Raw genomic sequence first — 13,690 nt, forward strand, 5'->3', positions numbered from 1 at the left:
CGGACTCAGGCGTCGTTCATCAGCAACTGACGGATAAACCCGACATGCAGCGCGACGCCAGTCTGTAACGCCTCTTCATCGAGACGAAAACGCGGATTATGTACGCCGTAAGTCGCGCCAATTTTTTCATTCCCGCTGCCAATAAACAGAAAACACCCCGGCACTTTTTGCTGGTAGGAAGAGAAATCCTCTCCGCCAAACAGCGGCTGAGTAACTTCGCGCAGCGCCTGCGGTCCCAGCGTTTTTTCAATCACCTGACGCGCTATCGCACAGGCCTCAGGATGGTTGTCACCGTTCACATAGCCGCGTGTCCAGCGCAGTTCGTATGTTGCGCCATGCGCCGCCGTGATCCCCGAAATGATCTGCTCCATCACCTGCGGCACCTGTTCGCGCACGTTGCTGTGATGCGTCCGCAGCGTTCCGGCGAGCTTCACCCGCTCCGGGATCACGTTATAACTTTCGCCCGTCTGGAAGGTTGCGATAGTCAGCACCGGCACCTGAAGCGGATCAATACGGCGCGCCACAACGTTTTGCAGTGCGGTGACAACTTCCGCGCCGATCACCACCGGATCAATACACAAATGCGGCATAGAACCGTGGCCGCCTTTGCCGGTAATGGTGATGTCGAAGTTATCTGTGGACGCGCAGAACACGCCCTCTTTCAGCCCCACTTCACCGGTCGGAGAATTAGGCATCACGTGCAGGCCGAAGATTTTCTCCACGCCATTCAGCACGCCTAAATCCACCAGTTCCTGCGCCCCGCCCGGTGGCACTTCTTCAGCATGCTGGAAGATAAACCGCACAGAACCATGCAACTCAGACTGACATTGAGTCAGCACTTTTGCCGCACCCAGCAACATTGCGGTGTGAGCATCATGACCACAGGCGTGCATCACGCCGGGGACCGTTGAGCAGAAAGGTTCATCGTTCTCTTCCTGAATCGGCAGGGCATCGATATCCGCCCGCAGCGCATATACCGGCCCCGGATGCGCCCCTTTCAGATCGGCAATCACGCTGTTGGGCGTCAGATGTGTCAGGGTCAGACCGCCGAAACTTTCCAGTTGCTGAGTAATGTACGCCGCCGTTTTATGCTCCTGAAAAGAGAGTTCAGGATGGGCATGAATATGTCTGCGCCAGCGCAGGACGTCCGCTTTGACTTCAGCCAGCATTGCTTCGAAATTAAAAGTCATCACTCTTCTCCTCAGTTAAGCCACATCGCGCATTGGCGCACGAGGTTTTATTGCCAGCGGCAGGATAGCCAGACCGGCCACCACCATCGCCAGCGCCAGAAATACAAACGTAGAAAGGTAACCGTGGCTGGCGGTGATGAGATATCCCATCGCAATCGGCGCCACAAATCCGCCGAGAGTCCCGCCGGTATTAATGATCCCCATCGCCGCGCCCATGACGTCAGAAGGCAGGCGTTTCATCGGCAGCGTAAAGACGGTCACAAAGGACGCCATCAGGAAAACGTAGCCGAGGAACAGGAACAACCCGGCCGTAACCGCCGATGCCGACGTAAACACCAGCCAGATACACAACGCACTGAGCAGTGCGCAGCAGAAAATCACTTTCGGCTCTTTGCCCTGCATATAACGTCCGACCAGCCAGCCGGTTGCCAGTGAAGAAATCCAGATACCCAGCCCGCCGGTGGCGACCACCATGCCGGATACGTCGAGTGACATACCGCGCTGCTGGACCAGATATTTCGGCAACCACGCCATCAGGCCGTAAGACGGAATGTTGATGCAGAAAATTGAGACAAACAGCAGCAGGACAATCGGGTTTTTCAGCAACTCCCGATAACCGGTTTTCGCGCCGGTACGGGCTTGCGCTTCCGGCGGATTGGGCACAAAAATCACAATCGCTACGGCGATGGCAAAAGCCAGCAATCCGAGAATGGAGAACGATCCGCGCCAGCCAAGATGATCCAGGCTGTAAACCGCAATCAGCGGTCCGGCAGTCATCGCCAGTCCGGCGGAAGACAGCAAAATCGACTGCGCAAAGGTTCGCTTCTCAACTGCGAAATTGGACACCACGGCTTTGGCGCAGGACGCAGGATAGCCGGAATGGCCGACGCCGGAGAGAAACCGGAACGTGACCAGCAATCCCAGGCTGAGGCCCAGCGTTCCGAAACACAGCGCGAAGCCGCCCAGCAAGAACAGCGACATGCCGAGCACTTTTTTGTAGCCGAACCGGTCATTCAGCCAGCCCGCGGGGATCTGAAACAGCGAATAGGCCAGGAAGAAAATGCCGGTGATATACCCCAGCTGTTCAGGTTGCAGATTAAATTCGCGCTCGATGGGCAGCAGCGCAAAGCCCATCACTGTTTTATCGATATACACCACGGCATAACCGACAAATAGCAGGAAGATCATCAGGGAACGACTTTTCATAGCGGATATCCCTTTTTGTTATCACCACGTCAGATTTTCTCACTGCCGGATGAATCGTAAAATGCGACATGCATCACGTAATCAACTGAATAACAACATATTATTTTTCGCGATCCTGACGCTATCAGCTTTACAGCGTGACCATAAGATGCAATTTTTGGGCGGGTGATGCTTTTTACTGATAGGGATCGTGATGCGCTATTTGCCGAAATTGCAGCAACTGAAGGTTTTCCAGCAGGTTATCCGCAGCGGCAGTATTCGCGGCGCGGCGCGGGCGTTGAATCAGTCACAACCGGCGGTCAGCAGAACATTGCGTGAACTGGAACAAACGCTCGATACGCAGCTGATCGTGCGTGGCAATCAGGGGATGACGCTGACCGAAACGGGGCGGGCATTTGCACAGCGTATGCAATTTATCCTCGAAGAGCTTGAGCGCGCCGCCGATGAAATTCGCCAGATCGAACAATATTCGCAGGGCTCCGTCGCCATTGGATTTTCATCGCTGCTGGCGCTGACGGTTTTTCCCGGATTGGCAGGAGAATTTAAGACGCAGTTTCCGCAGTCCAAACTGCTGATCAAAGAAGGGCAACTTTCCACGTTATTACCTGCACTGCGCGAAGGGAAACTGGATTTCGCGGTCGGTACCGCCGGGCCGGGATTTCCGCTGGAAGATCTGGTACGTGAGCCACTGTTCAGCGCACCTTTCTGCGTTATCGCCCGGCGTGGACATCCGCTGGCAGGCTCCACAACTCTGGAGGAATTACAGGATGCGCGCTGGCTGTTGCCCGAAACGGATATGGGGTATTACCAGCAAATCAGGGTATCGATGGGAGGATTTCATCAGCCGGCAGCGGAAATGCCGGTGCATACAGATTCGGTGGTGTGCGGGCTAAATATGGTGTTGCAGTCTGATTATCTGACCATTGTGGCGCGCGCGATGAAAGCGCCGTTCGGATTGCAGGACAGGCTGAGTGTGCTCAATATCGATACCCTGCCGCAGGCAGAATACTGTGTGCTTTACTCGCAAAAATCGCCGCTGACGTTTGCCGCGCGGCGATTTTTGGATTTATTGCGCAGCCAGTGCCACGCCTATGACTGGTCGTAACTTATTCGACGCTGATCACTTCAAAGCTGTGCGTGATGGTCGCCGCTTTGCCGAGCATCAGGGACACAGAGCAGTACTTTTCCGCAGACAGGCTAACGGCACGTTCGACAATCTTATCGGTGAGATCTTTACCGGTGACGATAAAATGCAGATTGATGTGCGTGAACAGGCGCGGCGCTTCTTCGCGGCGTTGTGAGGTCAGCTTGACTTCACAATCACGCACGTCATTACGGCCTTTTTGCAAAATAGACACCACATCAATCGCGCTGCAACCGCCTGCGGACATCAGCAGCATTTCCATCGGGCTGGGTGCTTTATCGCCCGCATTACCATCCATAGAAATCTGGTGGCCTGACGCTGACTCGCCTAAAAACGTCAGCCCTTCTACCCATTTTACGCGTGCGTGCATGAACTATTCTCCCGGTGAATAAACTCGTCGAATTCCGCTCCCAGAGTACCCTTTCACCTAAAATCTGGCAACGTAACCCGATCGCCATCATGCTGAAGCGAGACAACAGAAGACAGCATTGCAAACCTGTGCTACAAACAAAGCCGAAACATACTTTCCAGTGAATTGCGGTGACGGTTTTCGCGGTTTAAGAACAGAACCCACGGTGATAACGGCAATAATCAGGCTGTTTCACCCCGACACCCGCTTGCAGCATTTCTGGGGAGTTATATGCTGAAAGGGCGCTTTTTTTATGAAGTGCCGTACAGGGAACTCTGAGCCCTGTGATTTTGGGCAGCGATAACAACAGAGGATAATAGCAAATGGTTCTCGGCAAGCCACAAACAGACCCGACTCTTGAATGGTTCCTGTCTCACTGTCATATACATAAGTATCCTTCTAAAAGTACGCTGATTCACCAGGGTGAAAAAGCCGAAACGCTTTACTACATCGTGAAAGGGTCAGTTGCTGTCCTTATCAAGGATGAAGAAGGCAAAGAAATGATACTGTCCTACCTTAACCAAGGTGACTTCATCGGCGAGCTGGGACTCTTCGAAGAAGGTCAGGAACGTAGTGCGTGGGTTCGTGCAAAAACTGCCTGTGAAGTGGCTGAAATTTCTTATAAAAAATTCCGCCAGCTGATTCAGGTTAACCCGGATATTCTGATGCGTCTTTCCGCGCAGATGGCAAACCGTCTGCAAGTGACGTCAGAGAAAGTCGGCAACCTGGCCTTCCTCGACGTAACAGGGCGTATCGCTCAAACTCTCCTTAATCTGGCTAAACAGCCTGATGCGATGACCCATCCGGACGGGATGCAAATCAAGATCACCCGTCAGGAAATCGGCCAAATCGTCGGTTGTTCACGTGAAACAGTCGGACGTATTCTCAAAATGCTTGAAGATCAAAGTCTGATCTCGGCACACGGTAAAACGATTGTCGTTTACGGCACACGTTAATCCCTTAAAAATCGGCGCGGCAGAACACTGTCGCGCCTTTTTTATGGGCTAAGCTTTATCCATGACGCTATGGCGAAGACTGTTTTACCATCCGGAAGTTAACTACGCGCTGCGCCAGACGCTGGTGTTGTGCCTGCCCGTTGGTATCTGCTGGTTGTTCGGCAATCTGCAAATGGGGCTGCTGTTCTCTCTTTGTCCTGCCTGCTGCAACGTCGCGGGCCTCGATACTCCGCATAAACGCTTTTTCAAACGCCTGATAATTGGCGGAACACTGTTTGCCGTGAGCAGTATTCTGCTGCAAGTCATGCTGGAAAACTGGCACATTCCCCTGCCGCTCATCATGCTGTCGCTGGCCTTGCTGTTAGGCGTGACCGGTGAAATCAGCCCGCTGCATGCACGTCTGTTGCCCGGTGCACTGGTCGCGACCATCTTCACGCTGAGCATGGTTGGCTTGCGTCCGATGTGGCAGGCACCGGTGCTTTTCGCCGCCGGCACGGCCTGGTACGGATTGTTTAACTGGGCGTGGTTTCGTATTTCGGAAGAACAGCCGATGCGCGAAACGCTCAGTCAGCTCTATCTGCAACTCGCGGATTACTTCGAAGCTAAATACAGCCTGCTGACGCAACACACCGATCCTGAAACCGCGTTACCCCCGTTGCTGACGCGACAGCAGCAGGTCATCGACCTGATTGCCCTGCTCTATCAGCAACTGCACATGCTGCCGCAACACGGCCATCATCATCACCATAAAAGACTGTTTCAACGTTTTCAGGTCGCGCTTGATTTGCAGGAGCACATCACGGTGAGCCTGCATCAGCCGGAAGAAGTGCAGAAGCTGGTGGAAGAAAGCCACGCCGAAGCGGTTATCCGCCGTAATGCGCAGGTGATTTCCGCCCGCCTGCGGGTCATCGCCGACGACATTCTTTATCACCGTTTATCCGCGCGGTTTACGATGGCCAACGAGCTGGCCGCGCTGGAGAAAATCGCCGCGCGCAATCCTGAGAACCCGGTCGGCCAGTTTTGCTACTACCACTTCAGCCGCATTGCGCGCCTGCTGCGGACACAGCGCCCGTTGTACAAACGTGACCTGATGAACACTCAGCCGCGTTTACCCTTCTGGCCTGCGCTGAAAAGCTATCTTTCCTTCAAATCTGTCGCCCTGCGCAATGCCGCCCGTCTGGGGATCATTCTGGCGATTGGCAGCAGCCTGGGCCTGTTCTTTAATCTGCCCAAGCCTTACTGGATTTTGCTGACCATCATGCTGGTCAGCCAGAACGGTTATAACGCCACACGCGTGCGTATCCAGCACCGTGCGCTGGGCACGCTGGCCGGATTGCTGATTGCCGCCGGATTGCTGAAGCTGGAATTACCCGAAGGCATCACGCTGATGTGTATGCTGATCGTCACGCTGGTGTCGTATACGGTGCTGCGTAAAAACTACGGGCTGGCGATGGTCGGCATGACCGTGACGGCGGTATATACCCTGCAACTGCTGGCGATGAACGGCGTGCATTTTCTGGTACCGCGACTGGTGGATACGCTGATCGGCTGCGCGCTGGCGTTCGGCGGGACCATCTGGCTGTGGCCGCAATGGCAGAGCGGATTACTGCGTCAGAACGCGCACCAGGCGCTGGAAACCTATCAGGATGCTATCCGCTTACTGCTTGAAGAAAACCCGGATACCTCGAAGCTTGCCTACACCCGTATGCAGGTCAATCAGGCGCACAACAAGCTTTTCACGTCACTGAATCAGGCCATGCAGGAGCCCGGCTTTAACTCGCATTATCTGGCGGATATGCGCTTGTGGGTGACGCACAGCCAGTTCATTGTCGAGCACATCAACGCGATGACCATCCTCGCCCGCGAGCATTACATGCTGCCGGAGAAACTGGCGACGGAGTATTTACAGACCTGTGAAATTGCGTTGCAGAGTTGTCAGCAGCGACTGCTTTATGACGGACCGGGCAATGAGAACACGCTGATCAATGCACCGGAACTGCATCCTGATATGCCACTGACCGAGATGGAACGCCATCTGCGGCGTGTGATTTCACATCTCAGCGTGATGCATACTATTTCGTCACTGGCGTGGAAGCAGAGGCCACATCATGGGATCTGGCTGACGCGGAAGGCGTGAACGTGAAGGGGATTGCCCCTTTTAAATCCCCTTTTTACTGGCTTACAGCCAGACTGCTTTTTAAAGCTAATCGGAGAATATTTCGGTTTCTCAAGTACGGGGATCACTTAACGCGCTGCGCCGAAACCGCCCAAAGGAGGAAAGTGCTTTTCCTCCTTTGGATTCCTCCTCGCTTTTTCAACACGCGCTCCGCTTGCTGGCTATGTTTCAGCAACTGCGGTGACAGGCTGGAAATCTTACCGCTGCGCGGTTCCCTCTCTCGGTCCTGAAGCCCTGGGTCTTCAGGCCGCTCCGTTCGGCAAGATTTCTGATTCGCCCGCGAGATCTTAAATTCAACAGCAGACTGTTTTTATCTTTTAGATAAGTTGACTGGCGTGCTCAAAAATGGCACCGAATGAACGGTTCGAGACCAGAGGCTCGAAGCCTGAAATTCGGGAATCGCGTAGCGATGACATTTTGCGCCACTCACTAATACACCAGAACATGTCCGTCATGCCTGCGGCAGCGCGCAGTAAAAAAGCGAGGGGAGTGCAGAGGGGAAAAGCCTTTCCCCTCTGCTCGGTTTCGGCGCACAAGGCCTTGTGATAACCGTTATTGAAAAACCGAAATTTACTCAGTCGGTTTTAACCAGCGGGGGGGGAAGCATTCAGCCTGCAACCTTTGCTACGGCTTTCTCAAATCTTTCCATCCCTTCGCTGATATCAGCGAAATCAATCACCAGTGAGGGCGCAAACCGCATGACGTTCGGTCCGGCGACCAGCATCATCAGGCCGAATTCGGCGGCGGCGGCATGGAATTCGCCTGCACGATTTTTAAACTCGTCGGAAAGCTCAGCGCCGATCAACAAACCCTGACCGCGGAACTCGCTGAAGATGTGATATTTCTGATTAATGGCCTCCAGCGCGCTGATAAATTTCTCGCGACGCTCGTTGATACCGGCCAGCACGTCTGGCGTATTGATGATATCCAGTGCGGCTTCAGCGACGGCGCAGGCCAGCGGGTTACCGCCGTAAGTGGTGCCGTGTTTGCCCGGTTCCATCACCGAGGCCACTTCTTCGGTTGCCAGCATGGCGGAAACCGGGAAGCCGCCGCCCAGCGCTTTGGCGGTGGTCAGGATATCCGGCGTCACGCCGTAATGCATATAGCTGAACAACTTACCGCTGCGCCCCATGCCGCTTTGTACTTCGTCCAGCACCAGCAGCGCATTATGTTTATCGCAAAGCTCGCGCAGCCCTTGCAGGAACTCTTTAGTAGCCGGTGTGACTCCGCCTTCACCCTGAACGGGTTCGACAACGATCGCACAGGTGTGATCGTCGATGACCGCTTTTACCGCGTCCAGATCGTTAAACGGCACGTGGACAATGTCGGCCGGTTTCGGGCCGAAGCCGTCGGAATATTTTGGCTGACCGCCGACAGAAACGGTAAACAATGTGCGGCCATGGAAAGCGTTATGGAAAGCAATGATCTTACTTTTGTACGGGCTGTGGCGATGGGAAGCGTAATAACGCGCCAGTTTAAAAGCAGCTTCATTGGCTTCAGCGCCGGAGTTGGCAAAAAATACGCGGTCTGCAAAGGTCGCGTCGATCAGCTTCTGAGCCAGGCGCAGTGCAGGTTCGTTGGTAAACACGTTGCTGACATGCCACAGGGTTTCGCCCTGTTCGTGTAACGCTTTTACCAGTGCCGGATGGCAATGCCCGAGCGCCGTCACCGCGATACCACCGGCGAAATCAACGTATTCGGTGCCCTGCTGATCCCAGACACGACTGCCTTTACCTTTAACAGGAATAAATTTCGCTGGTGAATAAACCGGCAAAATCACTTTGTCGAACGTACCCCGATCTACCGCTGATTTTTCTGCCATAACCCTTCGCCCTTACTGATATTGATGTGAAAATATAATCATAAAATATGCATAAAAAATCAGATACAGGCAAACAGAAATCGCACCTGATGGGTAAGTAATTTTTGCAGCGATGTTAACGAGGAATTAAACGGTTAGATTTTAAGGAAATTATCCAGAAGCTGATGCCCCTGCTCGCTCAGAATGCTTTCCGGATGGAACTGCACCCCGTGAAGCGGCAAGGTTTTGTGCATGATGCCCATGATTTCGTCGCGCTCGCCGTCGCGGTCTGTCCAGGCGGTGACGTCAAAACAGTCCGGCAGCGTTTCGGGCGCAACCACCAGCGAATGGTAGCGGGTGACAGTCAGCGGATTATTCAGTCCGGTAAATACGCTCTGACCGGTATGTCGCACCGGCGATGTTTTACCGTGGATAGCCTGACGCGCCCGCACGATTTTCGCGCCGAACGCCTGCGCCATAGCCTGATGCCCGAGGCATACGCCAAGGATCGGCAAACGGGTAGAGAAATGCGTGATGGCTTGCAGGGAAATACCCGCCTGATCCGGTGTGCAGGGGCCGGGAGAAATCACCAGATGCGACGGAGCAAGTTGCTCTATATCGGTCAGCGTCAGCTGATCGTTACGCAGCACTTTCACCTCAGCGCCCAGCTCGCAAAAATATTGATAAAGGTTGTAGGTGAAGGAGTCGTAGTTGTCGATCAGCAGCAGCATAGCGTTCCCGGTAAAAGTCGAAAATTTACCGGGCAATTCTACGCATTTTTCAGCACAGGCTTCAGTATTTTGTCGCTCTGATCTTGCGCATCAATGTTCGTCATCGATTTCACTGATCACTTCATTGAAGATGGCGACCAGATCGGTTTCATCACCAAACACCGCCGTTTTATTGGCGGACAGCCAGCGTTCACGGCTGATGCTGGACCAGTCGATGTCATACCCGGCGTGGATAACCAGCTGCTCGACAAAAATTCTCAGCACCCGCCCGTTGCCCTCGCGAAAAGGATGCAACAAATTCAGGCCGGTATAATAGTGAGCCAGCCGCTCGGCAAGCTTATCAAGCGGTAAACCGACCAGAAACTCCTCTTCCTCAAGCTCCTGCATCAGGGCGTTGCCTTCATTTTCGATATAGCCGAAATGGCAGAACTGGGTATCGTCCTTGTAGATGTCAATCTCACGAAACTCCCCTGCCCATGGATAAATATCCTGAAACAGCGACAGGTGAATGGCGCACAGATGTGGCAAGCCCATAACCGCCGGGCCGAGTGGCATCGCCGCCGCCCGTAACGCCGTAAAGGCCAGTTCAGCCTGTTGCAGCCGGTGAGCTTCACGGATATCGAGAGAGTTTTTCAGGACATTGATGCCGGGATAATAATAAGGATCCGCACCGTCCACGAGTTTATCGTTCATAGTGCCCCCTCAGTTCGGCCAGACGTTGTGCAATTTTCTCGTTATCCAGAGACACGACTTCCACCTCCAGGCCATCCAGCGCGCTGCTGGCCTGAAAATTCTGCCGCTGACGTTCGCGAAAGAGTTTTTCCTGCTGTCTGAGTGTCAGTTTCTTCGCCATATTTCCTCCCTGGTTACCGCCATTCGGGCGCATACCTTGTGGGATTAAGTATAGACAGAGAAAAAAGGGCGCCAGCGTTAGCGCCCTAAACTCGGATTATTCAACAGCGATCGGCGTCTCGTTCACGTCCGTTTTATGCGTGTCCTGCAGCGTTTTCACCCGTTCCTCAAGCTGCTTCACTGCCTGCGCATCGGGCAGAAGTGAATATTTCAGCTCAAACACCGTGCTCTGGCCAGGCTGCAACTGTTTTACGCGCCCTTGTTTACGCTCGATGGTCACCGGATACGCATAGTTGGTGCCCGGTTCGATGCCTGTCACGTAACCTTGTTTCAGGGTGTCGGTGTTTTTCCACAGCGTCAGTAACGGCAACTGATGGGTATCAAATTCAATGGATGCCCCTTTGTTCCCCGCTTTGTTCACCACACCGGCAATGGTTTTGCCCTGCGCATCTGCCAGCGGCACCATATTAAAGACCATCTCATCAAATCCTTTGGTCGGTCCGGCGTAAGTCTGCCAGTCAGCTAACCCTTTTTTGGCGTAATCATTGAACGGTGAAATTGATTTCAGAGGCGCGATGAAACGGGCGCCCGCTTCGAGGATCGGCTGACCGAAGTTACTGTGATAAATAATCTGGTAGTCGTGCGGATAATCCGACAGGTTTGTCAGGGTGTCGTGGATAGTCCAGGAATGGCTGCCGGGCACGTAACGCAGCTCGGTCCAGGTTTCCAGCCTGGCTTTCTTAAAGGTGTCTTCTTTCAGCAAGCCTCGCACGGTGATTTCATACGGGGCTTTGTCGGCAATCTCAACCTCCACTTTCGAGGCTGGCGTATTGCCCGCCCGTCCGTGCAACGTATAAATCATGCCGTCAGCGGTCACCGGATGTCCGGTCCATTCAAAGCCGCAGCGCACCATCATTTCATTGAAACCTTCCAGCCAGCCCACACCGTTACGGCTTTCAAGGTTGATATACGCCGGATTGACAACTTCCTGCACCGGTGAATCCCAGCCTAAGCGGATGTTATCGCCGGTGACGTGCAGCAAATCCATCCCCCGCGTCGGGCTGAGCGCAATTGTCAGCCCCTTGCTGGTAATGGTGATGACTTTTGCCCCTTCCTGTTTACCCCCGTGCAACACTTTCTGTTCGATGCTGAAATCCGGACCTGCGATATTCAGCTTTTTACTGTCTGTCTTCCAGTTTCCCAGTTCAGTACCGGCTTCAGCATCCGTCAGCACAATGGTTTGTGCGGCAGCTTGCCACGAAAAAAGCCCCATGACGATCCCGGTAACGAGTAATTTTTTCACAATAACTCCTTTTTGCTGAATTGATTTAGCCCAAAAGCAATTCAGCCTACAAACCCGGGCAGGCTAAAAACGTGACAGCCTTCAAGTTGAGCGGTTTTAATACTGAACCGCAGGCAGTAACGTGCCGGACTCCGCAAAAAGCCATGCGTTAAGGAAAAAATTGCAGATGAAAATGAGAACTCAGACAGGACTAAACGCACAAAAGCTGATCCGTTTCAGCTTTTGTACGTAAGCAGAACAGTGATTACTTTTTCCTTCCGCCAATAATCGAGCCGAGAACGCCACGCAGGATCTGACGCCCTAAATCGCGCGCCATGCTTTTGGCTGCGACCTGTACCACGCCGTCGCGTTTACCCCCGCGCGGACCGGTACTGCCAAACAGGATTTCATTCAGGCCGCCCAGCAGCCCGCCGCCGGAAGACGTTGGTTCTGCCGGTTTCTGCGTGCCCGTTTGTTGCGGCGCAGCGACGGTGCCAAAGCCTTGCGCAGTGATTTTCTCGTAAGCGGATTCGCGGTCAATGCTGTCTTCATAGCGGCCATACAGCGGAGACTGATTAATCGCTTTGTTGCGCTCATCGTCGCCAAACATGCCCATTTTGGATTCCGGGGCGATCACCATCGCACGCTGCACCACCTCCGGACGTCCCTTTTCATCGAGGAATGACACCAGCGCTTCGCCAACGCCCAGCTCGGTAATGGCCGTTTCAGCATCGAAAGCTGGATTCGCCCGCAGAGTTTGCGCTGCCGCTTTCACTGCTTTTTGATCACGCGGCGTGAAAGCGCGCAGGGCGTGCTGCACGCGGTTGCCCAGCTGCCCGAGCACGCTGTCGGGAATATCCAGCGGATTCTGCGTGACAAAATAAATCCCCACGCCTTTGGAGCGGATCAGGCGCACCACCTGCTCGATTTTAGTCAGCAAAGCCTGCGGCGCATCGATAAACAATAAATGCGCTTCATCGAAGAAGAACACCAGTTTCGGCTGTTCCGGGTCACCGACTTCCGGCAGCTGCTCAAACAGTTCTGCCAGCAGCCACAACAGGAAAACAGAATAGAGCTTCGGCTGGTTGATGAGCTTATCAGCGGCCAGTAAATTAATAATGCCGTGGCCGTTTTTATCGGTTTTCATCAGGTCGTTGATATCCAGCATCGGCTCACCGAAGAACTGGTTGGCACCCTGACCTTCCAGCGTCAGCAGACCGCGCTGGATGGCACCAATGGAGGCAGAGGAAATATTGCCGTACTGCGTCTGGAATTGTTTCGCGTTATCACCGGTAAACTGCACCATGGCACGCAAATCTTTCATGTCGAGCAACAACAGGCCATTGTCGTCGGCAATCTTAAACACCAGTTGTAATACGCCGCTTTGCACCTCATTGAGATCAAGTAACCGCGCCAGCAGCAACGGCCCCAGATCAGAAATCGTCGCACGGATAGGGTGGCCTTTTTCTCCGAAAATATCCCACGGAATAATGCTGCACGCTTGCGGTTGCCAGTCCGTCACACCGATATTATTTAGCCGCGCGGTGAGTTTTTCCGACAGCACGCCTTCTGCGCCAATACCGGATAAATCCCCTTTCACATCCGCCAGGAATACCGGAATGCCGATGCGGGAAAACTGCTCGGCCATTCTCTGCAACGTGACCGTTTTGCCGGTACCGGTCGCGCCGGTAATCAGTCCGTGGCGGTTGGCCAGCGCGGGGAGGATCACCAGATCCTGCACCGGTTTACCTTCATTCATGGCTTTTGCAATCAGACGGGCTTCACTCATTTCATTTTCCTTGAAAGTGGACGCAGGGCGTTCCTTAAAACCTATTAGTCAGCGGGATGGGCGTCAAGAAAGGGGCGTCAAATGGGCAAGAAAAAGCCCCCGGCTGGCGGAGGCTTGATCTTGTACTACAGAAAGGAACGGAAAGGCTGAGAAA

Annotated in this window: 12 protein-coding genes; 3 read left to right on the plus strand and 9 right to left on the minus strand. The window is 53.8% G+C overall.

From position 1 onward, the window contains the following. Positions 1–5: 5 nt before the first annotated feature. Both EC840_RS21045 and EC840_RS21050 read right to left on the minus strand, forming a co-directional pair. Positions 6–1,190: an amidohydrolase gene (locus EC840_RS21045; protein ID WP_132966925.1), complete on the minus strand. Its 1,185-nt coding sequence runs from the start codon at positions 1,188–1,190 to the stop codon at positions 6–8. A 15-nt stretch (positions 1,191–1,205) separates the two neighbouring features. Further along, complete coding sequence (locus tag EC840_RS21050; RefSeq protein ID WP_120162586.1) at positions 1,206–2,396, minus strand: MFS transporter; 1,191 nt, start codon at positions 2,394–2,396, stop codon at positions 1,206–1,208. 193 nt (positions 2,397–2,589) lie between these two features. On the opposite strand from EC840_RS21050, the gene EC840_RS21055 reads away from it, so the two are divergent. Next, positions 2,590–3,501: a LysR substrate-binding domain-containing protein gene (locus EC840_RS21055; RefSeq protein ID WP_129637642.1), complete on the plus strand. Its 912-nt coding sequence runs from the start codon at positions 2,590–2,592 to the stop codon at positions 3,499–3,501. 1 nt (position 3,502) lies between these two features. Here EC840_RS21055 and EC840_RS21060 read toward each other — a convergent pair whose 3' ends face one another. Beyond that, positions 3,503–3,910: an OsmC family protein gene (locus EC840_RS21060; protein WP_112288612.1), complete on the minus strand. Its 408-nt coding sequence runs from the start codon at positions 3,908–3,910 to the stop codon at positions 3,503–3,505. A 362-nt stretch (positions 3,911–4,272) separates the two neighbouring features. On the opposite strand from EC840_RS21060, the gene crp reads away from it, so the two are divergent. Both crp and EC840_RS21070 read left to right on the plus strand, forming a co-directional pair. Further along, positions 4,273–4,905, plus strand: coding sequence for a cAMP-activated global transcriptional regulator CRP (gene crp, locus EC840_RS21065; RefSeq protein WP_013573634.1), 633 nt, complete (start codon positions 4,273–4,275; stop codon positions 4,903–4,905). A 61-nt stretch (positions 4,906–4,966) separates the two neighbouring features. Continuing rightward, positions 4,967–7,042 (plus strand): YccS/YhfK family putative transporter, encoded by a 2,076-nt coding sequence (locus tag EC840_RS21070; protein WP_113877168.1) that lies wholly within the window; start codon positions 4,967–4,969, stop codon positions 7,040–7,042. 646 nt (positions 7,043–7,688) lie between these two features. Here EC840_RS21070 and EC840_RS21075 read toward each other — a convergent pair. The 6 genes from EC840_RS21075 to EC840_RS21100 all read right to left on the minus strand — a co-directional run bounded on the left by EC840_RS21075 (position 7,689) and on the right by EC840_RS21100 (position 13,536). After that, a complete protein-coding gene (locus EC840_RS21075; RefSeq protein ID WP_132966927.1) occupies positions 7,689–8,903 on the minus strand; it encodes an aspartate aminotransferase family protein in 1,215 nt (404 codons plus the stop codon). Between the two features lie 134 nt (positions 8,904–9,037). Further along, positions 9,038–9,613, minus strand: a complete 576-nt coding sequence (locus tag EC840_RS21080; protein ID WP_132966929.1) for an aminodeoxychorismate synthase component II — start codon at positions 9,611–9,613, stop codon at positions 9,038–9,040. Between the two features lie 90 nt (positions 9,614–9,703). Further along, complete coding sequence (locus EC840_RS21085) at positions 9,704–10,306, minus strand: putative adenosine monophosphate-protein transferase Fic (protein ID WP_113877171.1); 603 nt, start codon at positions 10,304–10,306, stop codon at positions 9,704–9,706. Further along, positions 10,296–10,466 (minus strand): YhfG family protein, encoded by a 171-nt coding sequence (locus tag EC840_RS21090; RefSeq protein WP_112288617.1) that lies wholly within the window; start codon positions 10,464–10,466, stop codon positions 10,296–10,298. Before EC840_RS21090 ends, EC840_RS21085 begins: the two co-directional genes overlap by 11 nt. Before the next feature lie 96 nt (positions 10,467–10,562). Next, a complete protein-coding gene (locus EC840_RS21095; RefSeq protein WP_132966931.1) occupies positions 10,563–11,768 on the minus strand; it encodes an aldose 1-epimerase family protein in 1,206 nt (401 codons plus the stop codon). 244 nt (positions 11,769–12,012) lie between these two features. After that, positions 12,013–13,536: a helicase HerA-like domain-containing protein gene (locus EC840_RS21100; protein ID WP_132966933.1), complete on the minus strand. Its 1,524-nt coding sequence runs from the start codon at positions 13,534–13,536 to the stop codon at positions 12,013–12,015. Positions 13,537–13,690: the final 154 nt, after the last annotated feature.

The sequence above is a fragment of the Rahnella sp. JUb53 genome (genome assembly GCF_004346065.1).
Taxonomy (GTDB): domain Bacteria; phylum Pseudomonadota; class Gammaproteobacteria; order Enterobacterales; family Enterobacteriaceae; genus Rahnella; species Rahnella variigena.

Coding starts and splice junctions, on each gene's coding strand:
- EC840_RS21080 (WP_132966929.1), bottom strand. CDS start 9,613: ATGCTGCTGCTGATCGACAACTACGACTCCTTCACCTACAACCTTTAT.
- EC840_RS21050 (WP_120162586.1), bottom strand. CDS start 2,396: ATGAAAAGTCGTTCCCTGATGATCTTCCTGCTATTTGTCGGTTATGCC.
- EC840_RS21070 (WP_113877168.1), top strand. CDS start 4,967: ATGACGCTATGGCGAAGACTGTTTTACCATCCGGAAGTTAACTACGCG.
- EC840_RS21045 (WP_132966925.1), bottom strand. CDS start 1,190: ATGACTTTTAATTTCGAAGCAATGCTGGCTGAAGTCAAAGCGGACGTC.
- EC840_RS21100 (WP_132966933.1), bottom strand. CDS start 13,536: ATGAGTGAAGCCCGTCTGATTGCAAAAGCCATGAATGAAGGTAAACCG.
- EC840_RS21075 (WP_132966927.1), bottom strand. CDS start 8,903: ATGGCAGAAAAATCAGCGGTAGATCGGGGTACGTTCGACAAAGTGATT.
- EC840_RS21055 (WP_129637642.1), top strand. CDS start 2,590: ATGCGCTATTTGCCGAAATTGCAGCAACTGAAGGTTTTCCAGCAGGTT.
- EC840_RS21060 (WP_112288612.1), bottom strand. CDS start 3,910: ATGCACGCACGCGTAAAATGGGTAGAAGGGCTGACGTTTTTAGGCGAG.
- EC840_RS21090 (WP_112288617.1), bottom strand. CDS start 10,466: ATGGCGAAGAAACTGACACTCAGACAGCAGGAAAAACTCTTTCGCGAA.
- EC840_RS21085 (WP_113877171.1), bottom strand. CDS start 10,306: ATGAACGATAAACTCGTGGACGGTGCGGATCCTTATTATTATCCCGGC.
- crp (WP_013573634.1), top strand. CDS start 4,273: ATGGTTCTCGGCAAGCCACAAACAGACCCGACTCTTGAATGGTTCCTG.